This window comes from Telluria sp. BA11, assembly GCF_056680305.1.
This window is the reverse complement of the sequence record NZ_CM155275.1, coordinates 2,002,425-2,028,648: the sequence shown is the minus strand read 5'-3', so window position 1 is coordinate 2,028,648 and position 26,224 is coordinate 2,002,425. Positions and strand designations below refer to the sequence as shown.

General features: G+C 65.4%; 21 protein-coding genes. 11 read left to right on the top strand and 10 right to left on the bottom strand.

The annotated features are described in order from the left end of the window. Window positions 1-16: 16 nt before the first annotated feature. Entirely contained in the window at window positions 17-709 is a 693-nt protein-coding gene (locus AC1MGT_RS08850) for an aspartate/glutamate racemase family protein (protein ID WP_499503884.1), read from the bottom strand. A gap of 2 nt (window positions 710-711) precedes the next feature. Continuing rightward, window positions 712-1,671, bottom strand: coding sequence for a 3-hydroxyacyl-CoA dehydrogenase NAD-binding domain-containing protein (locus AC1MGT_RS08845; RefSeq protein ID WP_499503883.1), 960 nt, complete (start codon window positions 1,669-1,671; stop codon window positions 712-714). Between the two features lie 111 nt (window positions 1,672-1,782). Between AC1MGT_RS08845 and AC1MGT_RS08840 the strand changes: the two genes are divergently transcribed. Then, entirely contained in the window at window positions 1,783-2,661 is an 879-nt protein-coding gene (locus AC1MGT_RS08840) for a LysR family transcriptional regulator (protein ID WP_499503882.1), read from the top strand. A gap of 36 nt (window positions 2,662-2,697) precedes the next feature. Here AC1MGT_RS08840 and AC1MGT_RS08835 read toward each other — a convergent pair whose 3' ends face one another. Together AC1MGT_RS08835 and AC1MGT_RS08830 are read right to left on the bottom strand one after the other, a co-directional pair. Then, a complete protein-coding gene (locus AC1MGT_RS08835) occupies window positions 2,698-3,891 on the bottom strand; it encodes an acyl-CoA dehydrogenase (protein ID WP_183556159.1) in 1,194 nt (397 codons plus the stop codon). A 92-nt stretch (window positions 3,892-3,983) separates the two neighbouring features. After that, window positions 3,984-4,496, bottom strand: a complete 513-nt coding sequence (locus tag AC1MGT_RS08830) for a flavin reductase family protein (RefSeq protein ID WP_258835791.1) — start codon at window positions 4,494-4,496, stop codon at window positions 3,984-3,986. 154 nt (window positions 4,497-4,650) lie between these two features. On the opposite strand from AC1MGT_RS08830, the gene msrA reads away from it, so the two are divergent. After that, complete coding sequence (gene msrA / locus AC1MGT_RS08825) at window positions 4,651-5,193, top strand: peptide-methionine (S)-S-oxide reductase MsrA (RefSeq protein ID WP_499503881.1); 543 nt, start codon at window positions 4,651-4,653, stop codon at window positions 5,191-5,193. Between the two features lie 3 nt (window positions 5,194-5,196). Here msrA and pdxH read toward each other — a convergent pair whose 3' ends face one another. Next, window positions 5,197-6,477 carry a pyridoxamine 5'-phosphate oxidase gene (pdxH, locus tag AC1MGT_RS08820; protein ID WP_499503880.1) on the bottom strand — a complete coding sequence of 427 codons (1,281 nt, stop codon included), beginning with the start codon at window positions 6,475-6,477 and terminating at the stop codon, window positions 5,197-5,199. 86 nt (window positions 6,478-6,563) lie between these two features. Between pdxH and tcdA the strand changes: the two genes are divergently transcribed. After that, window positions 6,564-7,460, top strand: a complete 897-nt coding sequence (gene tcdA / locus AC1MGT_RS08815) for a tRNA cyclic N6-threonylcarbamoyladenosine(37) synthase TcdA (RefSeq protein ID WP_499503879.1) — start codon at window positions 6,564-6,566, stop codon at window positions 7,458-7,460. Between the two features lie 47 nt (window positions 7,461-7,507). Continuing rightward, on the top strand, window positions 7,508-8,035 hold the full coding sequence (locus tag AC1MGT_RS08810) for an FKBP-type peptidyl-prolyl cis-trans isomerase (RefSeq protein ID WP_332532819.1): 528 nt from the start codon (window positions 7,508-7,510) through the stop codon (window positions 8,033-8,035). A 41-nt stretch (window positions 8,036-8,076) separates the two neighbouring features. On the opposite strand, the gene AC1MGT_RS08805 is transcribed toward AC1MGT_RS08810, so the two are convergent. The 4 genes from AC1MGT_RS08805 to AC1MGT_RS08790 all read right to left on the bottom strand — a co-directional run bounded on the left by AC1MGT_RS08805 (window position 8,077) and on the right by AC1MGT_RS08790 (window position 12,974). Beyond that, entirely contained in the window at window positions 8,077-9,063 is a 987-nt protein-coding gene (locus AC1MGT_RS08805; protein WP_499503878.1) for a cation diffusion facilitator family transporter, read from the bottom strand. Beyond that, on the bottom strand, window positions 9,060-9,410 hold the full coding sequence (locus tag AC1MGT_RS08800) for an ArsR/SmtB family transcription factor (RefSeq protein ID WP_332532821.1): 351 nt from the start codon (window positions 9,408-9,410) through the stop codon (window positions 9,060-9,062). Before AC1MGT_RS08800 ends, AC1MGT_RS08805 begins: the two co-directional genes overlap by 4 nt. Before the next feature lie 81 nt (window positions 9,411-9,491). Continuing rightward, window positions 9,492-12,326 carry a M16 family metallopeptidase gene (locus AC1MGT_RS08795; RefSeq protein ID WP_499503877.1) on the bottom strand — a complete coding sequence of 945 codons (2,835 nt, stop codon included), beginning with the start codon at window positions 12,324-12,326 and terminating at the stop codon, window positions 9,492-9,494. Between the two features lie 165 nt (window positions 12,327-12,491). After that, a complete protein-coding gene (locus AC1MGT_RS08790; protein WP_499503876.1) occupies window positions 12,492-12,974 on the bottom strand; it encodes a CinA family protein in 483 nt (160 codons plus the stop codon). Window positions 12,975-13,373: 399 nt separating this feature from the next. Between AC1MGT_RS08790 and AC1MGT_RS08785 the strand changes: the two genes are divergently transcribed. Together AC1MGT_RS08785 and AC1MGT_RS08780 are read left to right on the top strand one after the other, a co-directional pair. Continuing rightward, window positions 13,374-15,410 (top strand): sensor histidine kinase, YfiR-like protein-associated, encoded by a 2,037-nt coding sequence (locus tag AC1MGT_RS08785; RefSeq protein WP_499503875.1) that lies wholly within the window; start codon window positions 13,374-13,376, stop codon window positions 15,408-15,410. After that, window positions 15,407-18,031 carry an EAL domain-containing protein gene (locus AC1MGT_RS08780; RefSeq protein WP_499503874.1) on the top strand — a complete coding sequence of 875 codons (2,625 nt, stop codon included), beginning with the start codon at window positions 15,407-15,409 and terminating at the stop codon, window positions 18,029-18,031. Before AC1MGT_RS08785 ends, AC1MGT_RS08780 begins: the two co-directional genes overlap by 4 nt. On the opposite strand, the gene thiL is transcribed toward AC1MGT_RS08780, so the two are convergent. After that, window positions 18,013-18,981, bottom strand: a complete 969-nt coding sequence (gene thiL / locus AC1MGT_RS08775; protein ID WP_499503873.1) for a thiamine-phosphate kinase — start codon at window positions 18,979-18,981, stop codon at window positions 18,013-18,015. The genes AC1MGT_RS08780 and thiL overlap by 19 nt on opposite strands. A gap of 149 nt (window positions 18,982-19,130) precedes the next feature. Here thiL and AC1MGT_RS08770 point away from each other — a divergent pair, with 149 nt between their 5' ends. From AC1MGT_RS08770 to AC1MGT_RS08750, 5 genes are all read left to right on the top strand, one after another. Further along, entirely contained in the window at window positions 19,131-21,443 is a 2,313-nt protein-coding gene (locus AC1MGT_RS08770; RefSeq protein WP_499503872.1) for an NADP-dependent malic enzyme, read from the top strand. Window positions 21,444-21,732: 289 nt separating this feature from the next. After that, window positions 21,733-22,773: a GDP-mannose 4,6-dehydratase gene (gmd, locus tag AC1MGT_RS08765; protein ID WP_332532838.1), complete on the top strand. Its 1,041-nt coding sequence runs from the start codon at window positions 21,733-21,735 to the stop codon at window positions 22,771-22,773. A gap of 1 nt (window position 22,774) precedes the next feature. After that, entirely contained in the window at window positions 22,775-23,725 is a 951-nt protein-coding gene (locus AC1MGT_RS08760; protein ID WP_499503871.1) for an NAD-dependent epimerase/dehydratase family protein, read from the top strand. Beyond that, window positions 23,722-24,861 (top strand): glycosyltransferase family 4 protein, encoded by a 1,140-nt coding sequence (locus AC1MGT_RS08755; protein ID WP_499503870.1) that lies wholly within the window; start codon window positions 23,722-23,724, stop codon window positions 24,859-24,861. Before AC1MGT_RS08760 ends, AC1MGT_RS08755 begins: the two co-directional genes overlap by 4 nt. Before the next feature lie 12 nt (window positions 24,862-24,873). Continuing rightward, window positions 24,874-26,052, top strand: coding sequence for a glycosyltransferase family 4 protein (locus tag AC1MGT_RS08750; protein WP_499503869.1), 1,179 nt, complete (start codon window positions 24,874-24,876; stop codon window positions 26,050-26,052). Window positions 26,053-26,224 lie beyond the last annotated feature (172 nt).

Sequence of the window (26,224 nt, the reverse complement as noted above, 5' to 3'; positions counted from 1 at the left end):
GGTAGTACGTTGTCGTTCAGGGTGCCCGCTGCGCCAGGCGCCGTTTCAGTTCATGCACGGCGCTGTGCACCGTGGTCAGCACGGGTGCACCCGCGGCACGGACACAGGCGTCATGCGCGCGCGCCATGCTGAATTGCGCCAGTGCGATCGTCGCGCAGCCATCGTCGATCAACCGCCGTGCGCTGTCAGCGATGAGCTCGTCATGCAGGTCGACGTCGCCCCGGTTGAGCGCATCGAGCGCGCCTTCGGCCAGCGCGCAGCGCAGCGCGACGCGCGCCGGAAATTCGGGCGGCATCGAGGCCAGGGTGGGGCCGAACGTCGCGATCAGGCCTACCGGGCCGGCCGCCTGACTGGCCTCGGCATCGGCAATCATGGCCTGGTTTGGCTTGAGCACGGGGATGTGCGGATAGCGCTGCGCCACCGCTTCGATGCAGGGGCCAAAGGCTGAGCAGGTAAACAGGATGGCTTCGGCCCCGCTGCCAAGCGCGTAATCCGCCAGATCGGCGAAGCGCTTGTGCATCGCATCGTCGAGGCCACGGCCGGATCGCGCCAGGTCGGCCGACAGCGAATCGTCGAGCAGATTCATGCGCGTGGCTTCGGGCCATTGCTCGGCCATGAAGGCATTGATCGGCTCGACCGAATGACTCAGGGCGTGGATCAGGGCGATGCGTGGCGCCGGGCGGTTCGCCGCTGAAGGGGAGGCAGACATGATCATTGGTCCTCGATCTTTGGCAGTTCAGGCGCCAGCAGGCGCAACCCGGCCATCAACAGGCCATCGTAACGTGCGCGCTCGGCGGCAATGGTTTCCGGCGTCCAGCGATAAAAACCTTCACCCGTTTTCATTCCGTAGTGGCCGGCGTCGTAGCGCTGCGCCAGTACCCGGGCCGGCGTCGTGTTGGCGGCCAGCGACGGGTACATGGTGGCAGCGGCCGGGTAGTGCACGTCAATGCCGGCATGGTCGCGCTGCAGCACGGGGCCGGCCGCAAGAAAGCGGAAGCCAAAGCCGAAGCGCACCGCAGCGTCGACGTCCTCGGCCGTGGCAATGCCGGCGTCGATCAGCGCAAACGCTTCGCGCGCCAGGGCATGCTGCAGGCGGTTGGCCAGGAAACCCGGCAGGTCCTTCCGTACCAGCACCGGCACCATGCCGCAGGCACGCATGAAGGCCATCAACGCCTCGGCCAGCTCGCCCGACGAGTTCGCGCCGAGCACCACCTCGACCAGCGGCACCAGATGCGCCGGCATGAAGAAATGCAGGCCCAGCATGCGCCCGGTCGTTTCCAGGTGTTCGCCGATGGCCGAAATGGGAAAGCTCGAGCTGTTGCTGCACAGCAGAGTATCGGGACGCGCGCGCCGGACCAGCTCGGCAAACAGTGCCTGCTTGAGCGCCAGCTTCTCTGGAATGCACTCGATGACCAGGTCAATGGCCTGCCAGTCGAGTTCATCGAGGCTGGCGCAGGTCGTGATGCGCTCGCGCTTGTGTTCCAGTCCCAGCTTGCCCAGGGTGTCGCCAAAATAGGTGTCGAGCGCGGCGCGGCGCGTGGCGCCAGGTTCGAGCACGATCGCGCGACAGCCGGCGCGTGCCAGCACGATGGCCACGTCGGCGCCCATTGTGCCGCCACCTGCGACGAGGGCCAGCGCGTGCGCAGGCTTGGGAAGTGTCAGATTTTCCATGACCATTTTCGAAATGAGAATGAACTTAGTTTGCGCTTCATCAAATTATCTGAGAAACGCATTTTTTCTATAAACTTATCGATTATGGAAATAAATCTATCTGCACGTGAATTGCGTGCGTTTCTCGCCCTGGCGGACACGCTCAGCTTCAGCAAGGCGGCGCAGCAGGTCTGCCTGTCGCAATCAGCCCTGTCGACACTCATTGGTCGGCTGGAGGAGGGCTATGGGAGTCGCCTGTTCTCGCGCACCACGCGTTCGGTCGCCTTGAGTGCTGCCGGCGAGGTACTGGTCCTGCACGCGCAGCAGTTACTGGCCGATATCGAGCGCTCGGCCGCCGCGGTACGCGACGTGACGGCGCTGCACCGGGGCCGGGTGGCATTGGCCGCGATGCCCTCGCTGGCAGCGCGGCTCGTGCCGCGCCTGTTCCGCGTCTTCCATGCGCGCCATCCCGACATCGCGCTGTCGCTGGCCGACACGCTGTCCGAACCTGCGTTCGAGCTGGTGCGCCAGGGGCGTGTCGATTTCGCCATCACTGCCGCCAATCCGGCCTACCAGGATCTGGAATACATCCCGCTGACAACCGATGAATTCGTGCTGCTGGCCGCGCCCGGGCATCCGCTGGGCCGCGACAGCAGCCCGATCCGCCTGCCCGAGACGCTGCCGTATCCGCATATTTCGATGTCGCGCCATACCAGCGTACGCCAATACGTGGACGCCGCCGCGCTGCAGGCGGGGATCAATTTTTATCCGGCCTTCGAAGTCGATCACCTGGCCACGATTGGCGCCATGGTGGTGGAGGAGCTGGGTGTGGCGGCCTTGCCGAGCCTGGCAGCCGATGTGATTGCCAGCGCCGGGCTGGTGCGGCGCGAGCTGGTCGATCCCGTGATCCGGCGTTCGATCGGCGTGGTCCGGCGCAGCGAAGGCGCGCTCACGCCAGCGGCGCAGGCGATGCTGGCGCTGTTGCAGGAGCAGATTGCGGATGGTTCTTGAACGGCGCGGCGATTGCCGCGCCGGGGGGCTACAAGATCAGAACGCGGCGATGCCGGTCTGCGCGCGCCCGAGAATCAGCGCGTGGATGTCGTGCGTGCCCTCGTAGGTGTTGACCACCTCGAGATTGACCATGTGGCGGATGATGCCGAACTCGTCCGAGATGCCGTTACCGCCCAGCATGTCGCGCGCCATGCGGGCGATGTCGAGCGACTTGCCGCACGAGTTGCGCTTCATGATCGACGTGATCTCGGGCGCCGCCGTGCCCTCGTCCTTCATGCGACCCAGGCGCAGGCAGCCTTGCAGGCCGAGCGTGATCTCGGTCTGCATGTCGGCCAGCTTCTTTTGCACCAGCTGGTTCGCTGCCAGCGGCTTGCCGAACTGCTGGCGATCCATCGTGTACTGGCGCGCCGTGTGCCAGCAATCCTCGGCCGCGCCCAGCGCGCCCCAGGCGATGCCGTAGCGGGCCGAATTCAGGCAGGTGAACGGACCTTTCAGACCACGTACGTCCGGGAACGCGTTTTCTTCCGGGCAGAACACATTGTCCATGACGATTTCGCCAGTGACCGACGCGCGCAGGCCGAACTTGCCGTGGATCGCCGGGGCCGACAAGCCCTTCCAGCCTTTTTCGAGCACGAAGCCGCGGATCGCGCCTTCATCGTCCTTGGCCCACACGACGAACACATCGGCCACAGGCGAATTGGTGATCCACATTTTGGCGCCACTCAAGCTGTAGCCGCCCTCGACCTTGCGTGCGCGGGAAATCATCGAGCCGGGGTCGGAGCCGTGGTTCGGCTCGGTCAAGCCGAAGCAGCCGATCCATTCGCCGGTAGCCAGCTTCGGCAGGTATTTCTGTTTGGTGGCTTCGTTGCCGAATTCGAAGATCGGGACCATGACGAGCGAAGACTGCACGCTCATCATCGAGCGGTAGCCGGAATCGACGCGCTCGACTTCGCGTGCGATCAGGCCGTAGGCGACATACCCCATCGCCGGGCCGCCGTATTCTTCGGGAATGGTCGGGCCGAGCAGGCCCAGCTCGCCCATCTCGCGGAAGATCGAGACATCCATCGACTCGTGACGGAACGCCTCGAGCACGCGCGGGCGCAGCTTGTCCTGGCAATAGGCGGCGCTGGCGTCGCGCACCATGCGCTCTTCATCGGTCAGCTGGCTATTGAGCAGCAGCGGGTCATCCCAATGGAAAGCGGCTTTCTTGGGCGAGTCGGTACGGGTCATCGGAAATCCTGTCTCTGAATTCTGGTTAGAAGTTACCCAACCATTATAGAAACGTGGCGCAGCCCGATCTTTTCAAACTGCGACAGGCATTTTCATTTTTGACTGGCGGTGCTGCCGAACTTGCCGCCGTGGAAGATCAGCGCCGGCTGCGGCTGCAACTGGCACTCTTCGACCTCGCCGACGAAGATGACGTGATCGCCTTCCGGGTAGCGGCTGCGGTTGTGGCATTCGAACCATGCCGACACGCCCTTGAGGATCGGCAGGCCGGTGCGCGACAGTTCGTAGTCGACGCCCTCGAACGGATTCTCGCCGCGGCGCGCAAAGCGCATCGCCAGGTCTTCCTGGCCGGCGGACAGCACATTGATCACGTAGTGCGAGTTGCCGCTGAAGATCGGCATGCTGTTGGCCCCGGCGCCCAGGCTCCACAGCACCAGCGGCGGATCGAGCGAGACCGAATTGAACGAGCTGGCCGTCAGGCCGCGGAAGGTGCCATCGGCCAGGCGGGTAGTAATGACGGTAACGCCGGTCGCAAATTGCGACAGCGCCTGGCGGAAATGCGTCGTATCGAAGCCGCGCGTGGTCGCGCGGGCAGAAAGTGTATTCATGGTGTTCCTGGAACTGTGACGCTCATTATGCCACCGTCCTGCGCAAGCTTGCCGCGCCTTGCTCTCTAGCAGCATCGGCAGCGGGTCAATACAGCGGGCAGCCGGGCTTTGCGCTACATTAAGCTTATCGAAATTTTACGAAACAAGGTTCATCATGAGTGAGCAAACAACGGGCGACGTTGCCATCCTTGGGGGCGGCTGCTTCTGGTGCATCGAGGCGGTGTTTCTCGAAGCACGCGGCGTCACGCGCGTGGAGTCAGGCTATATGGGTGGCCATGCCGACCAACCAACCTACGAGGCCGTCTGCAACGGCACCACTGGCCACGCCGAAGTCGTGCGCCTGGAATTCGATCCGTCGGTGATCAGCTACCACGACATTCTCGAGATCTTCTTCACGATCCATGATCCGACCACGCTCAATCGCCAGGGCAATGACGTCGGCACGCAATACCGGTCGGTGATCTTCACCACGTCGCCGGAACAGGACGCCGTCGCGCGCACCGTGATGGCCGAGATGGCCATGGTGTGGGATGCACCGCTGGTGACGCAGGTATTGCCGCAGGAAACCTGGTACAAGGCCGAGGATTACCACCAGAATTACTTCGCGCAACACCCGTTGCAGGGGTATTGCGCGTTCGTGGTGGCGCCGAAAGTCAGCAAGTTCCGCGCGACCTTCAGCGACCGCCTCAAGGCGTAACGATTACGGTTGCAGGCGGCCACGCGTCCAGCTGCCATCCGGCTGGCGCTGGTAGACGATCCGGTCGTGAAAACGCGAGCGGCGGCCTTGCCAGAACTCGATGCGCTCCGGTACCAGGCGGAAACCGCCCCAGTTGTCCGGGCGCGCCGGATCGTCGCCGGCCACTTGTGCCACGGCCTCGTAATTCGCTTCGAGTGCGGCGCGGCTGGCAATCGGGCTGCTCTGCTGCGAAGCAATGGCCGACACCCGGCTCTTGAGCGGCCGGCTGCGGAAATAATGGTCGCTTTCTTCGCTTGACGTCATCTCGACGCGGCCTTCGATGCGGATCTGGCGCTCGAGTTCGCTCCAGAAGAACAGCAGGGCGGCCTGGTTGTTGCCGCGCAGTTCCTGCGCCTTCTGGCTGTCGTAATTGGTGTACCAGGTAAAACCGCGCGGATCGAATTGCTTGATCAGCACGATGCGCGAACTCGGCCGGTTGCCCGGGCCGACGGTCGCCAGCGTCATCGCATTCGGCTCGTTCACTTGCGCGGCCAGTGCCTGCTCGAACCACGCCGTGAACTGCGCGATCGGGTCGTCCAGCACATCGTCTTCGTTCAGGCTTGCCTGGCCGTAATCCTGGCGCAGGTCGGCCACTGCCTGGCCGACGCCGGCTGTCTTGGCCGCCGCCGTGGCCGATGTTGTGGCCGCTGCTGTGGCCGCTGCGGTGGCCGATGCGGTGGCCGATGCCACCGGCTGGTCAAACGCCTCGGGCGCCAGCAGGCCGCGGCGGCGCTGCATCGCCTGGCCCAGCTGTGCCATCTGCTCGGGCGAGAACAGGCGCATTGCCATCGGCGCCAGCGTGCTTTCCTCGCGCTCCATGTGCGCCGTGTAGCGGGCGACGAAGCGCTCGACCGCCGTGCTGGAGAGCATGGTGCCGGTGCCGGCTTCGATCGCGGTCAGTTGCTCGTGCAGGTCTTGCCACAGGGCATCCATGTCGTTGTGGTCCTGCACAATCGTCGGCGCCAGCGCTTGCAGCGTGGCGGCGTCGTCGCCCTGCGCGGTGGCGCGCAGCATCGGGATCAGGTCCTGCTCTTCGTCGTCGTGGTGCAGGTGCGCTGCCTTGTCGAAGTAGCGCAGCACGGCGCCGGCGGCGTCGCGTGCCTGCTTGTCGACGCCGTGTTCGGCCAGGTGCGGCAGCAGCTTTTCCAGTGTTGACAGTTGTTTGCGGATGCGGCCATGGCAATGCTTGAGCACAGCGATCGGCTGGGAGAAATCGGGGGCGGTGTCGGGCAGGAGAGAGGTCATTGTTCTGTGGGAGACACGCAGGTTATTTGGTTGACGAACGATTATTCTAGTGTAGTCGCGAAACACCTGTCCGCTACAATATCGGGATGAATCAATTACTTGAGCAAGAGGCGGCGGCAACGCCCACGGAGGATGTCGACTTTGCGCGCCGCTTCGGCGGCATCGGACGCCTGTATGGTGAGCCTGCGCTGGAACGTTTCCGCGCGGCGCACGTTTGCGTGATCGGCGTCGGCGGCGTCGGTTCGTGGGTGGTCGAGGCGCTGGCGCGCAGCGCCATTGGCCACCTGACCCTGATCGATCTCGACAACGTGGCCGAATCGAACATCAACCGCCAGATCCAGGCGCTGTCGTCGACCATCGGCATGCCGAAGATCGAAGCGCTGCGCCAGCGCATTGCCGAGATTAATCCGTTTTGCCAGGTGACCCTGGTCGAGGACTTCATCGACCTGGAGAATATCGAGACGCTGGTGGCCAATCAGGGCTTCGATTACGTCGTCGATGCCATTGACAGCGTCAAGCCGAAAGCCGCGCTGATTGCCTGGTGCAGCGCCAACCGGATGCCGCTGGTGGTCGTGGGCGGCGCGGGCGGCCAGATCGATCCGACCAAGGTCGAGATCCGCGACCTGGCCCGCACCGAGCAGGAACCGCTGCTGAAAAAAGTGCGCAAGCTGCTGCGCGCCCAATACGATTTTTCGCGTGGCGAAAAGCAGAAGTACCACATCGACGCCGTGTTTTCGATGGAGCCGTTGCGGTATCCGGAGACCGGGGACGCTTGCGAGATCGACGACAACGGCATCACAGGCCTGAACTGCGCTGGCTTCGGTTCGTGCATGGTGGTGACCGCCACCTTCGGCATGGTGACAGCGGGGCAGGTGCTGCGCCGGCTGGCCGAGGCGGCCAATGCCCAGGCTGCGGCTGCCGATGCCGATGCCAATGCCGCTGCCGGGCAAACTGTGCAAGCTGAGGCTGCCTTGCTATCATAGGTGCCAGATGCAACCGCCCGGTTGCGACCTTTGATGGAAGAGCACACATGATTCGTCGATCCGCAGTCATCGCCCTGCTCCTGGTGGCAGGCAGCGCCCAGGCCCAGGAAGGCGCACAGGACGCCAGCAAGCCCGCAACCCAGCCGCCACCGGAAGCGCAGCAGCCAGCGACTGCGCCTGCTGCTACCCCGGTCACGCCGCCGGTCGCCGCCGAAACCCAGGCACCGCAGGTCGAGATCGTCGATCGCGTGGTCGGCACCGGCAAGGAAGCCTCGCTGGGCAGCAATGTCGTCGTCAACTACACCGGCTGGTTCCACAAACCGCTGGCCAAGCAGCAGCGCGGCCGCAAGTTCGATTCGTCGCTCGACAACGGCCGCGATCCGCTGGAATTCCAGCTGGGTGCAGGCCGCGTGATCAAGGGCTGGGAGCAGGGCGTGGCCGGGATGAAGGTCGGCGGCAAGCGCACCCTGATCATCCCAAGCGCGCTGGCCTACGGCAAGCGTGGCGCGGGCGGCGGAATGATTCCGCCGGATTCGGATCTGATCTTCGACGTCGAACTCCTCAACGTGAAGTAATGCTTTAACAGCGCGGCCCGCTTTCGGGCCGCGCCGGTCCTTCAGTGCGCGTGCCCGTGCAGCGTGCAGTGATGATGGGTCGTGCCTTCCTCGACCTGCAGCGTGCAGTGATGAATCGCGAACTGCGCGCTTAACCCGTCCACCATCGCATCGATCGCCCCATCGCCCGGATACCCGGCGGGCATCACGACGTGCGCCGTCAGCGCCGTCTCGGTCGTGCTCAGCGCCCAGATGTGCAGGTCGTGCAGGTCGGTCACACCGGGCTGCGCGAGCAGGAAGCCGCGCACCTTGTCGGCATCCACGCCAGGCGGCACGGCCGCCATCGACAGCTGCACCGATTCGCGCAGCAGCGACCATGTACCCAGCACGATGACCACCACGATCACCAGGCTCACCGCCGGGTCGATCCAGGTCCAGCCCCAGAACATGATGATCAGGCCCGAGATCGCCACGCCCAGCGACAGCGCCGCATCGGCCGCCATGTGCAGGTAGGCGCCGCGGATGTTCAGATCGCCCTTGCTGCCAGCCAGGAACAGCCAGGCCGAGAAGCCGTTGATCAGCACGCCGATGGCGGCAACGATCGACACCGTGGCCCCGGCTACGGGCGCCGGTTCGGCGAAGCGCTGCACCGCTTCCCAGGCGATGGCGCCGCAAGCGACCATCAGCAGCAGGCCGTTGCCCATTGCCGCCAGGATCGACGAGCCGCGCAGGCCGTAGGTGTAGCGGCCGGTGGGCACGCTTTTGGCCAGCACCGCCGCGCCCCAGGCCAGCACCAGGCCTAGCACGTCGGACAGGTTGTGGCCGGCGTCAGCCATCAGCGCCGTCGAGTGCGCGATGAAGCCATAGGCGAATTCGATGATGACAAAGGCCATGTTGAACCCGATCGCCAGCGCGAAAGCGCGGCCGTTGCCTTCGGGAGAGGGCATGTGGTGGTGATGGTGGCCGAAGCCATGACCGTGATCGTCGTGCTTGTGCTCGCGCTTGTGATCATGGTCGTGATCGTGATCGTGATCGTGATGTTGGCTCATGCGTCCATTCCGGTGGCGGGTTCGGCAATGTGCTCGAACATGGTGGAAAGCAGGCTGCTGATGTGGGCGTCGGCAGCTGCGTAGAAGACTTGCTTGCCCTGGCGCTCGGCCTTGACGATGCGGGCCGCGCGCAGCAGGCGCAGGTGGTGGCTGACCAGTGAGCTCGACAGCGACAGCGTATTGGCGATATCGCCCACGGCCGTCGGTTGCGTCAGGCAGGCCAGCACGATGCGCAGGCGCGTTGCATCACCCAGCAGGTGGAACAGGTCGGCCAGCTGGCCGATCGCTTCCTCTGGCGGCGGGGCGATCGGCTGGGCGGCCGGGTGCGTGTGGGTGTGTTCGTGCATGCGACTCTAACATGTGAATAGGTGTTCACATGTTAGAGCAACGAGCCGCGCCGGGCAAGCACGGCGTAGTGGGTTACCGGTTCAGTGGCGTGGTTTGTTGCTCACCTGCCCATCGTCATCCCGAATCTCCGGCTGTCCCAGCCCCAGCTTCTGCAACTGCGGCAGGATCTTGCGCCGTTCGCCCACCGCCACCACGATCATCCGGTCCGGATCGAGCCAGCGGCGCGCGACCGCCTGCACATCGTCGACGCCAACGCCCGCCAGGTGCGTGGCCAGGCTGTCGTAATAATCCGCCGGCAGGCCATAGACGAACAACTCCGTCAGGCTCGCGCCGATGTCGGCATTGGTCTCGAATTGCCCCGGCAGCGACAGCAGTTGCGCATTGCGCGCCGCCGCCAGTTCGTCGGCGGAGATTGGCTGGTCGCGCAGCAGCGCGACTTCGCGCAGGATTTCGCGCACCGCTTCGCCGGTCGCATCCTGCTGCACGCTCGCTTCCACCGAAAACGGCGCCGGCTGGCGGTCGTAGTCGAAGTGCGAATGGATGCCGTAGGTCAGGCCGCGCGTTTCACGCAGGTTGTTGTTGAGCCGGCTCGAGAACATCCCGCCCAGCACCCCGTTCATGATTTGCAGGGCAGGGAAGTCGGGCGTGTCACGCGCCGGGCCCATCGTCGCCACCTGCAGCGCCGTCTGGCCGGCGTCCGGCTGGTCGATCACGACCAGACGCGCCGCGGTCGGTTTGGCCGGGCCAACCGCAGCCGCTGGGGCATCAAACGCCGTCCAGCCGCCGAACTGCGCCTGCGCCAGCGCTTCCAGTTCGGCGCGCGTGATGTCGCCTGTGACCACCAGCGCCGCGTTCGACGGCACGTAGTGACGACGCCAGAAGCCCACGATGTCGTCGCGCGTCGTGCGCCGGATGGCCGGCTCCAGGCCAAGCTGGCCATAGCCTTTCGGGTGGCCCGCGCCAAACAGCGCGCCTGCCGCCGCCAGCGCAGCGACGGTTTCCGGGTCGTCGCGCTGCTGCGTGAGCGCGCCGAGGCGGTCCTGGCGCTGGCGTTCGATCTCGGCGGCCGGGAAGGCCGGGCGCTGGACGATGTCAGCGACGATTTCCAGCGCGCGTGCAAAGGTGGACGTCAGGGCCAGCAGCGAGACGGTGGAGACGTCGTCGCTGCTGCCCGTGTCCATGAACGCGCCCAGCTGGGCGATGTCGTCGGCGATGGCCGGCGCGCTGCGCGTGGCCGTGCCTTCCTCCAGCATCTGGGCGGTAAAACCGGCCAGGCCGGGCAGGTCGGGCGGATTGGCGGCGCCGCCGCTACGCACCACGAGCTGGCTCGACACCAGTGGCAGCGCCGGATTGCGGTAGTGGATGACGGTCAGGCCATTGGCCAGCGTGAAGGTCTCGCCGCGCGGCTGCTTGAAACGCGGCGCCGGGCCGGCCTTCGGCGGCGTCGCACGCCACGCTTCGGCCACGTTGACCGGAGCTACCGGCGTCGGCGCGGCCACAGCGCGGGCGGGCTTGCCGGCGCGCGGATCGTCCACCTTCGGCTTGCCCGGCACGCCCGTGACGACGGCGCGCGCCTGCTGCGGCAGCCAGGTCTGCACTGCGCGCTGGACGGCGGCGGCGTCGATGCGGCGCAGGCGCGCCAGGTCCTTGTCCAGGTAGCCCGGGTCGCCCGTGTACAGGTTGTAGTGATTGAGCTGCTCGGCCAGGCCATCGCCGCCCAGTTTTTCCAGTGAGGCCAGCAGCGACGTTTCCAGGCTGTTGCGCGCGCGTTCGACCTCGCGCGCGGTCGGGCCTTCGGTGCGCAGCAGGGCCAGTTCGGCGTCGATCGCCGCTTCGATCTCTCGCGGCGTGTGGCCGGCGCGCGCCGTCACGTCGATGACGAAGGTCGACGCCAGGCCCAGTGAGCCCTGCGAGGCCGAGACGTCCTGCGCGATCTGGCGTTCGTAGACGAGCGACTTGTACAGGCGGCTCGATTTGCCGCCGCCCAGGATCGTGGCCGCCACCATCAGTTCGGCGTCGCCCGGCTGATAGGCCGGCGGCGTGAGCCAGCCCATGAACACGCGCGGCAATTCGACGCGGTCGCGCACGACGACGCGGCGTTCGGCCGTGATCGGTGGCGTGACCACGTGCGGGCGCACCACGTCCGGCCCACGGCGCAGGCCGCCGAAGTAGCGCGTGACCAGGTCGCGCACGGTCTGCTTGTCGATGTCGCCGGCGATCACCAGGCTGGCATTGTTCGGGCCATAGTATTGGGTGAAGAAGGCGCGCACGTCTTCCAGGCGCGCGCTCTGGATGTCGGCATGCGAACCGATGATCGACGCCGCGTACGGGTGCCCCTGCGGGAACAGCGTGCGCGCCAGCGCTTCCTCGACGATGCCATACGGCTCGCCCTCGACGGTCTGGCGCCGCTCGTTGCGCACCACGTCCTGCTGGTTGGTCAGCGCCTGCTGGTCGAGCACGTCGAGCAGGTAGCCCATGCGGTCGGCGTGCACCCACAGCGCCAGTTCGAGCTGGTTCGACGGCACCGTGTCGTAATAGCTGGTGCTGTCGTAACCCGTGCCGCCATTGCTGTCGGTCGCGCCGGCGCCTTCGAGCAGGCGGTCGGCCATGCCGCGCGGGATGTGCGCGGTAGCGGCGAACATCATGTGCTCGAACAGGTGGGCAAAGCCCGTCAGGCCGGGCGCTTCGTTGGCCGGGCCGACGTGGTACCACAGGTTCACGGCCACGATCGGCAGGCGCTTGTCTTCGACCAGGATGACTTGCAGGCCGTTGGGCAGCACCAGCTTGTCAAAGGCGATCGACGGCACCGGCGCGGCTGCCGGTGACGATGCAGGGGCGGGGGGCTGCGCCTGGGCCGGGCCGGAGGCCGGCGCAGCGGCCAGCATCAGCGGGACCATCAGGGTAGGAATATTCAAGCATTCTCCAGATAATTCATTGGCAACGACGCTGGCGTCGGCCAGGCGACGCCCCGGCCAGCCGGCAGGGTGGGGGGCTGCAGGACACCGTCGAACCGGCCTCGCACAACACGCTATTATCGCGGATACGCGCGAAAGGCGTGGGCCGGCGCCGCCTTTGCCCGTCTATTCGACAAAGCGCAGCAGCCCGCGCAGCGCATGCGCCACAGCCTGCGCGCGCACGGCCTGACGGTCGCCCTGGAACACCAGGCGCTCGGTCTGCACGCGGTCGCCCTGCGCCCAGCCAAAGCACACGGTGCCAATCGGCTTGCCGGGCACGGCGCCGGTCGGGCCGGCGATGCCGGTGGTCGAAACGGCCACATCGGCGCTGCTGTTGGCGACGGCGCCTGCAGCCATGGCGGCGGCCACTTCTTCGCTGACGGCGCCGAATTGCGCGATGACGGCGCCGGACACGTCGAGCATGTCGTTCTTGGCCGTGTTCGAATAGGTGACAAAGCCGCAATCGAACCAGTCGCCCGAGCCGGGAATGTCGGTGAGCGCCTGGGCGATGCCGCCGCCGGTACAGGATTCGGCCGTGGCCAGCATCATTTTTTTGGCGCCAAGCGTCTGGCTGACCTGATTTGCAAGATCGGTAAGTTCATGCGTCACGTGCGTCTCCTTGTGCAGTCGGCGGACGGGCTTGTCCGGGTGATTCCATTCTAGCGCGCAGTGTGCCGGTACGGCATGCTGGCAGCAGAGCAGTCTCGTTGAATATTGCCATACGCAAAGATGCTATGCTCTCGGCATGGACGCATCGAAGGCAAAGTTGTTGTCGAACCCTGACAGATGTTCCGTGCGACATGCGGCTTGGGCGGACTGCTATGCTGGAACGCAGCTGGCCTCCGTGGCTGGATGCCTCTTTTTTGTTTTACGTAGATCTTACAATGCCGTACGGACGCATCGCATGTGGCCAGCCAGGGTTGGCCCGATCGTGAAGTCGCCAGCCCAACCGGGTCAGCGCCCCGCGCACACGCGTAGCCGTTTCGTGAAACGGTTCGTGGAGGAAGCATGAGCCGCCAGCGCTCGATTCGCAAGAAGCTGGTAGCAATGGTGATGACGACCACACTCGTCGCACTGCTGGTCTCGATCGCCCTGGTGGTGGCCTACGACCTGCGCAGCTATCACCACACGCTCGTCAATGACCTGTCGACCGACGCCGAACTGGTCGGCCACATGACGTCTGCCGCACTCACGTTCGACGACCCGCGCCTTGCCAACGAAGACCTGCTGCTGCTGCGGGCCAGTCCCCTGGTGCGCGGCGCCGCCATCTACGATGCGCGTGGCCAGTTGTTCGCGTCCTATTCTGCCGCCGGTGAAAAGCAGCCCGTGCCCGAGCGGCTCGACCAGATCGACGAAAGCGGCAACGGCATCATGGTGGTCAGCCAGCCGATCGTCGAAAATGGCGAGACGGTCGGCACTGTCGTGATGCGCGCCGAGAATCGCATACTGGCGCGCTTCATCGATTACCTTGCCATCGCCGTTGGCGTGACCCTGATCGCAATGGCGATCGCCTACCTGCTCATGCGCCGCTTCGGGCGCGTGCTCACGTCGCCGATCATCGCGATCACCGAAGTGGCGCGCGACGTGGTGGCCACGCGCGACTATTCGCGCCGCGCGCCGCGCATCGGCGACGACGAGGCGGCCGAGCTGGCCGACTCGTTCAACGCCATGCTGACGGAGATCGAAGGCCGTACGCGCGAGCTCGAAGATTCGCACAACGCCACCCTGCGCACCGCCACCGAGCGCTCGCATGCCCAGCAAGAAGTGATGCGCCTGAACGAGCAGCTCGAGCAGCGCGTCGATGAGCGCACGCTGCAGCTGGCGCTGGCCAACGCCGAACTGGCCAACGCCAACGAAGAAGCGCGCAGCGCCAACCAGGCCAAGTCGGCCTTTTTGTCGTCGATGAGCCACGAGTTGCGCACGCCGCTCAATGCGATCCTGGGCTTTGCGCAGATTTTGACATCCAACACGCTGCCGTCGACGCTCGAGCAAAAGAAGGAATTTGCCAACCACATCCTCAAGTCCGGCCGGCACCTGCTCACGCTGATCAACGAAATCCTCGACCTGGCCAAGGTCGAATCGGGCACCATCACGCTGTCGATGGAACCGGTGGCGCTGGCCGACATCCTGCTCGAGTGCCGCACGATGATCGAGCCGATCGCCGCCACGCGCAAGGTGCGGGTGCTATTCCCGGACGTCGACGGCGCCGTGGTGATGGCCGACCGCACACGCTTAAAGCAAGTGATGCTCAATCTGCTGTCGAATGCCGTCAAGTACAACCGCGACGAGGGCGCCGTGGTGCTCACGTGCGACCAGACCACGCCCTCGCGCATGCGCCTGTCGATCCAGGACACCGGCAACGGGCTCAATCCCGAGCAGGTCGCGAGCCTGTTCCAGCCGTTCAACCGGCTGGGCCAGGAGTCGGGCACCCAGGAAGGCACCGGTATCGGCCTCGTGGTGACCAAGCGCCTGGTGGAGCTGATGGGCGGGGAGATCGGCGTGACCAGCAGCCCGGGCGTGGGCAGCGTGTTCTGGATCGAGCTGGCCAGCACCGCGCCGCGCACGTCCAGCCTGGCCGAACGCGCCGCACCCGGCGGCAGTGGGGCCACGTCGTCCGCTTCCACATCCGACACCACGCCACGCCTGCTGCTGTACGTCGAGGACAATCCGGCCAACCTCCGCCTGGTCGAAGAGATCGTGGCGTTCCGGCGCGACCTGCGCCTGCTGTCGGCGCACGACGGCCACCTGGGCCTGCAACTGGCGCGGGCGCACCGCCCCGACATCATCCTGATGGACCTGAACCTGCCCGGCATGAGCGGCTTCGAGGTGCTGCGCCAGCTGGGGGCGGACCCGGAAACCGCGGACATCCCGGTGATTGCGCTGACCGCCAACGCCATGCCGCGCGATATCGAGCGCGGCATGGCGGCGGGCTTCCACCGCTACCTGACCAAGCCGATCGACATCGAAAAGTTCACTGAGGCGATCAACAGCACCCTGGCGGAGGGCCCTGACCTGGCCGCGTCAGGCGAAAGGAACCACCCATGATTTCCCTGTCCGACATCAGACGGGCCCGCATTCTGGTCGTCGATGACGAACCGGTCAACGTCCAACTGCTCGAATATCTCCTGAAGACCACGGGCTACGAAAACGTCACCTCGACGTTCGATCCGCGCCAGGTCGTGGCGCTGCACCTGAAGCACCGCTTCGACCTGATCATCCTCGACCTGCACATGCCCGGCATGGACGGCTTCGACGTGATGGAGGCGCTAAAACCCCTGGAGAGCGATTCGTGGCTGCCGGTGCTGGTGGTGACGGCCGAGCCGGACAAGAAACTGGCGGCGCTCGAAGCCGGCGCGCGCGACTTCATCGGCAAGCCGTTCGACACGGTCGAGGTCATGACCCGCATCCGCAACCTGCTCGAGGTGCGCCTGCTGCACCGCGAATCCCTCGACTACGGCAGCGAACTCGAACGCCAGGTGCGCGAGCGCACCGCCGAACTGGCGCGCTTTCGCGGCGCCATGGACGCCACGCCCGATGCGCTGTTTTTGATCGACACGGCCAGCATGGCGATGGTCGACGTGTCCGAAGGCGCCTGCCGCATGCTGGGCTTTTCGCGCGACGCGCTGCTGCGCATCGATCCGGTGGCGCTGGGCCTGGCCTCGCGCACGCAGCTCGAGCGCCATATGGGTGCAGCGGCGCAGGGCGGACGGCCCGAACCCGACATCGTCGAGACCGACCTGCTGCGCGCCGGCGGGGAAGGCTCGGTGCCGGTGGAAATCAGCTGGAAGCTGCAAGACCCGGAAGGGCAGCGTAACGCCCAGCGCATGCTCATTGCCGTGGCGCGCGACATCAGCGAGCGTCTGCAGGCGCAGGAACGGCTGCGCCACGCGGCCAGCTACGACGCGCTGACCGGCCTGCCGAACCGCACGCTGTTCTTTGAGAACCTGCGCGGCACGATCGAGCTGGCCCAGGACAAGAACTGGCGCGTGGCGGTGCTATGCATCACTCTCGACCGCTTCAAGGTGATCAACGATTCGCTCGGCACGGCGCCGGGCGACGAGCTGCTGCGCCAGTTCAGCACGCGCCTGGTGCGCTGCGTGAAGGTGCGCGATTCGGTCGGGCGCCTGGGCGGCGATGAATTCGCGTTGATCCTGACGATGCCGCGCGAGCAGCAGGACGCCGTGAACATGGCCAACGAAGTACGCGAAGCGCTGCGCCTGCCGTTCGACCTGCACGGCCAGCAGGCCGCGCTCACGGCCAGCATCGGCATCGCGATGTATCCGGACGACACGATCGACCCGGGCACGCTGGTCAAGTACGCCGACACGGCCATGGTGCGGGCCAAGGAAGCAGGGCGCGACGGCTACCGCTTCTTCACTGCCGGCATGAACGTGCAGGTGCTGGCGCGCCTGGACCTCGAACTGGCGCTGCGCGGCGCGCTGGCGGACAACCAGTTCGTGCTGCACTACCAGCCCAAGCTGGAACTCAATACAGGCCGCATTGCCGGCAGCGAAGCGCTGCTGCGCTGGAACCGGCCCGGCTATGGCCTCGTGTATCCGGCCGAATTCGTGCCGGTGATGGAAGAGACGGGCCTGGTCGTGCGCGTGGGCGACTGGATCATCAACGAAGCCTGCCGCCAGATCGCGGCCTGGAACACTGAGGGCGTGCGCGACGTGCGGGTGGCGGTGAACGTGTCGAGCCGCCAGTTCGTCGAGGGCGACCTGGAAGACGTGGTGCGCAGCGCCCTCGAACGCCACGGCATCGAGGCGGGCCTGCTTGAACTGGAGCTGACCGAAAGCGCGCTGATGCAAAATGTCGAGCGCACGACGGCGGTGCTCACACGCCTGAAGGCGCTGGGGATCCGCATCGCGATCGACGACTTCGGCACCGGCTACTCGAGCCTGGCCTACCTGAAGCGCTTCCCGATCGACAAGCTCAAGATCGACATCGCATTCGTGCGCGACATCATCACCAATCCGGACGACGCCGCGATCGCGCTGGCCATCATCAGCATGGCGCACAGCCTGCACATGCAAGTGGTTGCCGAAGGCGTCGAGACACGCGCCCAGATGGCGTACCTGCGGCGCAACCGCTGCGACGAAATCCAGGGCTTCTACTTTTCGCGCGCGCTGCCGGCCGCCCAACTGGCCAAGCTCGTGGTGTCGAACCGCGCCAATCCGAACGAGCCGCCGGAAGTGATCGACAACGTGCAGACACTGCTCATCGTCGACGACGACATCAACGTGCTGGCTGCGCTGCACCGGCTGTTCCGGCGCGACGGCTACCGCGTGCTGACGGCATCGTCATCGAGCGAAGGTTTTGAACTGCTGGCGCTGTACCACGTGCACGTGATCCTGTGCGACCAGCGCATGCCGGTGATGAGCGGGACCGAGTTTCTCAGCAAGGTCAAGGAGATGTATCCGGACACGATCCGCATCATCCTGTCGGGCGACACGGGCGTGGAGGCGGTGCTCGATTCGATCAACCGCGGCGCGATCTACCGCTTCTATACCAAGCCGTGGGACGACATGGAACTGCGCGACAATATCCGGCTGGCGTTTCGCCATTACTGGATGACGCATGGGCCGTATGACGACCGCAAGGCGCCGCGCGAAGGCGACGATCCTGCGCATGGCGACACCGCGCATCAGGCGCCGCTGAAGTGATCCCAGCCTGACAGCGCCAGATCGAGCGCCACGCTGTGCGCATCGACCAGGCGCAGTCCCGGTGCGGCGTCGATCGTGCCCACCCGCGTGACCGGCGTGCCGGCCTGCGCCCCCGCCGCCAGCACGGCCTCGCGCGCGGCGCGCGGCGCGGTAAAGCACAACTCGTAATCGTCGCCGCCGGCGGCCGTGAAGCGCCGCCGCAATGCCGGCGCCTGCTGCGCCAGCACCGGCCCGGCCGGCAGCGCATCGACGTCGAGTGTTGCGCCCACCCGCGAGGCGTGCAGGATGTGGCCAAGGTCGCCCACCAGCCCGTCCGAGATATCCAGCGCCGCATGGGCGACCGACAGGCTGGCCAGCGCCAGGCCGAGTGCCACGCGCGGCGTCGGCAGGTGCATGCGCGTGGCCGCCTGCGCGTGCAATGCCGGGTCGAGTTCGAGCTCGTTCCAGTAGCCCGCCAGCGCCAGCCGGGCGTCGCCCAGCGTGCCCGAAATCCAGATGTCGTCGCCCACCTGGGCCGCATCGCGCCGCAGCGCGTGGCCGGGCGACAGTTCGCCGAATACGGTGATGCAGATATTGAGCGGCCCCTTGGTCGTGTCGCCCCCGATCAATTCGCATTCGTGTGCGTCGGCCAGTGCGAACAGGCCTTGCGAGAAGCCGGCGAGCCAGTCCGGATTGGCCTCGGGCAGCGCCAGAGCCAAGGTAAAAGCGACGGGGCGGGCGCCCATGGCAGCCAGGTCGGACAGGTTCACGGCCAGCGCCTTGTGGCCCAGCATGCGCGGGTCGGCGCCGGCAAAGAAGTGGCGATCTTCCACCAGCATGTCGGACGAGATGGCAAGCTGGCGGCCCGGCGTGATGGCGAGCAGGGCGCAGTCGTCGCCGATGCCCAGCGGCGCGCGGCCAGGCCGGTCGCGCTTGAAGTAGCGCTTGATGAGGTCGAATTCGGAAAGCATGGCGGCGATTGTACCGTGGCGCCAACCGCCAGCCAGTACGGGCGATTTTGCTGCAACCGCACATAATCATGTTGAAAATACGTAGTCGTTGCCAAGACCCTCTCTGATAGAATCGAAAGCCCCGTTTCGCACCAGGAAGGCCTCTCAGCATGGATTCGTCATCTGACAAAAAAGAAGAATTGCGTCAGCAATTGCGCCAAGCAGCGCTCGAATATCACCAGTTCCCACGTCCCGGCAAGATCAGCGTCACGCCCACCAAGGGCTTGCTGAACCAGCGCGACCTGGCGCTGGCGTACTCGCCGGGCGTCGCGGCGCCATGCGAAGAAATCGTCAAGGATCCCGCCAACGCCTACAAGTACACGGCGCGCGGTAACCTGGTAGCAGTCATCACCAACGGCACCGCCGTGCTGGGCCTGGGCAATATCGGCCCATTGGCCTCCAAGCCGGTGATGGAAGGCAAGGGCGTGCTGTTCAAGAAGTTCGCCGCCATCGATGTGTTCGACATCGAGATCAACGAAACCGATCCCGACAAACTGGTCGACATCATCGCTTCGCTCGAGCCGACCTTTGGCGGCGTGAACCTCGAAGACATCAAGGCGCCCGAGTGCTTCTACATCGAGCGCAAGCTGCGCGAGCGCATGAAGATTCCGGTCTTCCACGATGACCAGCACGGCACCGCGATCATCGTCGGCGCCGCGATCATGAATGGCCTGAAAGTCGTGGGCAAGGACATTACGTCGTGCAAACTGGTGGTGTCCGGCGCCGGCGCGGCCGCGCTGGCCTGCCTCGACCTGATCGTCGACCTGGGCTTCCCGATCGAAAACATCTATGTCACCGATCTGGCCGGCGTGGTCTACAAGGGCCGCGTCGAACTGATGGACCCGGACAAGGAACGCTTCGCCCAGGACACGCCGCACCGCAGCCTGGCCGAAGTCATTCCGGGCGCCGACATCTTCCTGGGCCTGTCCGCTGGTGGCGTGCTCAAGAAGGAAATGGTCGCGTCGATGGGTCCGAGCCCGCTGATCCTGGCGCTGGCCAACCCGAATCCCGAGATCCTGCCCGAAGACGTGAAAGCCGTGCGCAGCGACGCGATCATCGCCACCGGCCGTTCGGATTATCCGAACCAGGTCAATAACGTGCTGTGCTTCCCGTACATGTTCCGCGGCGCGCTCGATTGCGGCGCGACGACGATCACGCGCGAAATGGAAATTGCCGTCGTCCACGCGATTGCCGACCTGGCCCACGCCGAGCAATCGGACATCGTGGCCTCGGCCTACGGCATCTCGAACCTGTCGTTCGGTCCGGAATACCTGATCCCGATGCCGTTCGATCCGCGCCTCCTGACCCATATCGCGCCGGCCGTGGCCAAGGCCGCGATGGACGGCGGCGTTGCTGCCCGCCCGATCGAGGACCTGGCGGCTTACGCCGAGAACCTGCAGCAGTTCGTGTACCGCAGCGGCACCTTCATGAAGCCGCTGTTTACGATCGCCAAGAGCGCACCGGATGAGCTCAAGCGCATCGTCTACGCCGAAGGCGAAGAAGAGCGCGTGCTGCGCGCCGTGCAGGTGGTGGTCGACGAAAAGCTCGCGCGTCCGATCCTGGTCGGTCGTCCGGCCGTGCTGGAACAGCGCATCGAAAAATTCGGCCTGCGCCTGAAACTCGGCGTGCACTTCGACGTCATCAACCCCGATTTCGACGAGCGTTACCGCGATTACTGGCAGAGCTATCACCAGATGGTGATGCGCAAGGGCGTCACGCAGGACCTGGCCAAGCTGGCCATGCGCCGCCGCCACACGCTGATCGGCGCGATGATGATCCACAAGGGCGAAGCCGACGGCATGATCTGCGGCACCTACGGCACCACGCAGATGCACCTCGAATTCGTCGACCAGGTACTGGGCAAGCGCGCCGGCGCCAAGGTGTATGCGGCGATGAACTTCGTCATCACGCCGGAGCGTCAGCTGGCGATGGTCGATACCCACGTCAACGAAAATCCGAACGCCGAGCAACTGGCCGAGATCACGGTGATGGCGGCCGAAGAGATGGAGCGCTTCGGCATCGTCCCGCGCGCAGCGTTGCTGTCGCACTCGAACTTCGGCAGCGCCAACTCGGAATCGGCGCAAAAGATGCGCGCCGCGCTGGCACTCGTGCAGCAGAAGAAGCCTGACCTCGAAATCGATGGCGAGATGCATGGCGACACGGCGCTCGACGCCAAGATGCGCGCCAAGATCATGCCGAACTCGACGCTCAAGGGCGATGCGAACCTGCTCGTGATGCCGAATATCGACGCCGCGAACATCGCCTATAACCTGGTCAAGACGGCGGCCGGCAACGGCATCGCCATTGGCCCGGTGCTGCTGGGTTGCGCGCGGCCGGTGCATATCCTGACGCCGTCAGCGACCGTGCGCCGGATCGTCAACATGACGGCGCTGGCCGTCGTCGAGGCGGTTTCGCCACGCTAAGCGGGGGCAATGAATGCGTGGATGGCATTGCCGTCCACGCGCCGCCTGACCGTACTTTGTCTCGGGCTGTCGCCCTTTGTCGCGCCCCGGGGACACTCGTAACAAACCGTAAGCACGCCGTTTACCGCGTCATTTTCGCGTCATAATTGACCGGGTAAGCGTTGTCTGAATTGCACCAAACTCCGGAGCGCGAGCCAGTCTGGCGACCTCCTCTGTTACAATCTTCGTTTGGCCGGGCGCCTTTTTCATCACGTTGCGCCTGCAAGACCAACTTCAAATCATCCATCATATGCATAACAAACGAGCCCTCATCACCGGCATCACCGGCCAGGACGGCGCCTATCTGGCGCAACTGCTTCTCGAAAAAGGCTACCACGTCACCGGCACCTATCGCCGTTCGAGCTCAGTCAATTTCTGGCGCATGGATGAGCTCGGCGTTACCACGCATCCGAACCTGTCGCTCGTCGAATACGATCTGACCGACCTGGCCTCGAGCATCCGCCTGCTGGAAACGGCGCAGCCGGGCGAGGTCTATAACCTGGCAGCGCAAAGTTTTGTTGGCGTGTCGTTCGACCAGCCGCTGGCCACCGCATCGATTACCGGTCTGGGCGCGGTCCACCTGCTCGAGGCGATCCGCATCGTCAACCCGAAGATCCGCTTCTACCAGGCGTCGACGTCGGAAATGTTCGGCAAGGTGCAGGCGATCCCGCAAATCGAAGAAACCCCGTTCTACCCGCGCAGCCCGTACGGCGTGGCCAAGCTGTACGCGCACTGGATGACGATCAACTACCGCGAGTCGTATGACATCTTCGGTTCGTCGGGCATCCTGTTCAACCACGAGTCGCCACTGCGCGGCCGTGAGTTCGTCACGCGCAAGATCACCGATACCGTCGCCAAGATCAAGCTGGGCAAGCAGGACGTGCTGGAGCTGGGCAATATGGATGCCAAGCGCGACTGGGGCTTTGCCAAGGAATACGTCGAAGGCATGTGGCGCATGCTGCAGGCCGACAAGCCTGACACCTATGTGCTGGCGACCAACCGCACCGAGACCGTGCGCGATTTCGTCAACATGGCCTTCAAGGCCGTGGACGTGACGCTCGACTGGAGCGGCAGCGGCGACAACGAAGTGGCCCATTGCACCGCCAGCGGCAAGCAACTGGTGCGCGTCTCGCCGAAGTTCTATCGTCCGGCCGAAGTCGAGCTGCTCATTGGCGATCCGGCCAAGGCCAAACGCGAGTTGGGTTGGGAACCGAAGACCACGCTCGAAGAGCTGTGCCAGATGATGGTCGATGCCGACCTGCGTCGCAACGAACTGGGCTTCTCGTTCTGATATGACGCGCCTGGCCACGGACGACACCAGCGCATCTTCGGGGCTTGCCCCGCTGCGTGAAGGGGAGGGGCGGCGCGCCCTGATCACGGGCCTGCGCGGCTTCACCGGGTACTACCTGGCGCAAGAGCTGGCGGCCGCCGGCTATCGCGTGTTCGGCACCGTGATGCCGGGCGAAGAGGTCGGCCCCGACATGGTCGCGGTGGATCTGTGCGACCGCGATGCGGTCGCTGCCATGGTGGCCGAGGTGCAGCCCGATGTCGTGGCGCACCTGGCCGGTATCGCGTTTGTCGGCCACGCCAACGTCGAAGCGATTTACCGCGTCAACGTGGTGGGCACGCGCAATCTGCTCGAGGCGCTTGCTTCAGGCAGTCACCGGCCAACCAGCGTGCTGCTGGCGTCATCGGCCAACATCTATGGAAATGCCAGCGTGCCTGTCATCGATGAAGACGTGCCGCCGGCACCGGCCAACGATTACGCGGTGAGCAAGCTGGCCATGGAATACATGGCGCGCCTGTGGATGGACAAGTTGCCGATCACGATCGTGCGGCCGTTCAACTACACCGGCGTGGGGCAGGCGGACAATTTCCTGCTGCCGAAAATCGTTTCGCATTTCCGCCGCAACGAGGCGCGCATCGAACTGGGCAATCTCGCCATCGCGCGCGACTTCTCGGATGTGCGCATGGTGGCGCGTGCCTACCGCCGCATCCTGGCGGCAGCGCCGGCTGGCGAAGCGTTCAACGTCTGCTCGGGCACGCCGCATTCGCTGTCGAACGTCATCGAGATGATGGGCGAGATCGCCGGCTATCCCATCGACGTGCAGGTCAATCCGGCCTTCGTGCGTGCCAACGACGTGCTGCAACTGACTGGCAGCAATCGCAAGCTGACTGCCGTGGTGGGCGACCTGGCCCCGACGCCGCTGTACGAGACCTTGCGCTGGATGTACCTGGCGTGAACGCCGCAGCGATCAACGTCGGCCTCGGGACGACCATGATCGAACCGGGGCTGACGGGCGGACGCCTCGATGGCATCGGCGTCTACACCAATGCCTTGCTGCGCCACCTGCCGGCCACCGGTTGCACCGTGACGCCGTGGTCCTGGCCGCGTGCGCGCGGCGGGGCCGCTGACATCAGTGTCGGCCAGGCCTTTCCCTATTCGTTCGAAGCCGCCACGCTGCTCGACCTGGTGACGCCGGCGGCGCACCGCGTGCATATGCCGCTCGACCTGTTCCATGTGACCGATTACCGCGTGGTGCGCATGGATTGTCCGGTCGTGGCCAGCCTGCACGACGCCTTGCCGATCAAGCACCCGGAGTGGTGCAATCCGCGCTTGCGCGGGCTGAAAAACCAGTTGCAGGCCAAGGCTGCGCGCAAGGCCGACCACGTGATCGCGCTGTCGCACTTCGCCATTCCCGAACTGGTCGAGTGCTTTGGCGTCGACGAACGGCGCGTGACGGTGGTGCCGTGCGGCGTCGACGAAAGCTGGCTGACGCCGCCCGCGCCAGAGGCCACGCGGGCCACGTTGGCGGCCCACAAGCTGCAGCCGGGCTATTTTCTGTTCGTGGGCACGCTGCAGCCGCGCAAGAATGTCGAGCGCTTGCTGGCCGCCTGGCTGATGCTGCCGGCGGCCGTGCGCGCCGAGCGCACGCTGGTGATCGTCGGCGCGCCCGGCAGCCGCAGCGACGCCCTGGTGGCCAGCATGGGGGCGGCGCGCGCGGCGGGCGAGAACCTCGTCTGGCTCGATCGCCTGACCGACCAGGAACAATTGCGCCACCTGTATGCAGGCGCCGGTGTGTTCGTCTTCCCTTCGCTGTACGAGGGCTATGGGATTCCGGTGCTCGAAGCGTTTGCATCGAACGTGCCGGTGGTGGCGTCCAACACGACCTCGCTGCCCGAAGTGGCGGGCGATGCGGCCTTGCTGGTGGACCCGCTGTCGGCGGGCGAACTGGCCGAGGCCATGCGCACGCTGGCACAGGACAGCGTTGCGCGCACGCGCTGTATCGCCGCCGGGCGTGCACGTGCCGAACAACTGACATGGCAAAACACCGCACGCCTGACGGCAAATGTGTACCGAGCCGTACTTTCGCAGTAAGCTGAGTTGATTATGCGCGTCCTTCATTTTTACAAGACCTACCACCCGGATTCAGTCGGCGGCGTCGAACAGGTGATCCGCCAGATGGCCGTGGGCACCGGGCGCCTTGGCGTGACCAATACCGTGCTGTCGCTGTCGCGCCACCAGAACCTCGCACCGTTCGAGTTCGAGGGCCATATGGTGCACCGGGTCCCGCTCAATGCCGAGATCGCGTCCAACGCCATCTCGGTCCAGTCGATCGGCGCGCTGGCGCGCCTGGCGCGTGAAGCCGACGTCGTGCACTACCACTTCCCGTGGCCGTTCATGGACCTGGCGCACTTCATGGCGCGCGTGAACAAGCCGACGGTGGTCACCTACCACTCCGACATCGTGCGCCAGCGCCACTTGCTGCGCCTGTACCAGCCACTCAAGCACCGCTTCCTGCGCAGCGTCGACGCCATCGTCGCGACCTCGCCCAATTACCTGGGCTCATCCACCGTGCTGGCGCGGTATCCGGGCAAGACCAGCGTGATCCCGTTCGGCCTGGACCGCACCACCTACCCGCAGCCCGACCCCGATCGCCTGGCGCACTGGCGCGAGCGGGTCGGTCCCAAGTTCTTCCTGTTCGTGGGCGTGCTGCGCTACTACAAGGGCCTGCACATCCTGCTCGAAGCGGCGGCCGGCACCGATTACCCGGTCGTCATCGTCGGCGCGGGACCAATCGAGCACGAGCTCAAGGAACAAGCCGCACGCCTGGGCCTGAAGAACGTCCTGTTCGTCGGCGCAATCGACGAACCCGATAAAGCCGCGCTGCTGACGCTGTGCTACGCGGTCTCGTTCCCGTCGCACCTGCGCTCGGAAGCTTTCGGCATCTCGCTGCTCGAAGGCGCGATGTACGGCAAGCCCATGATTTCGAGCGAGATCGGCACCGGCACCACGTACATCAACATCGATGGCGACACGGGCCTGGTGGTCCCGCCATCGGACGCGCTGGCCTTGCGCGCCGCAATGCGCACGCTGTGGGACAACCCCGAGCTCGCCCGCACGATGGGCCGGCGCGCCGCCGCACGCTTCGAAGAGCTGTTCACCTCCGAACAAATGGCCGCCAACTACACCGCGCTCTACCACGACCTGATCGCCCGCCGCGCCACCGGCTCAAGCACCGCCGCGCTTGAGCAAACGGAAGCAGGTTTGTCGCAGACGAAAGTCTGAGACGACGCATCGCAGACGAAAGTCTGGGACGACGCATCGCAGACGAAAGTCTGAGACGACGCATCACCCCGCGATCGGCAACGCCGATCGCACCCCCAATCCCCGCCTGAGTCGCTGTCACCACACAAATCCATGCCCCAAAACCCTTGAAAAACAATTAGGGTCAGAGTCG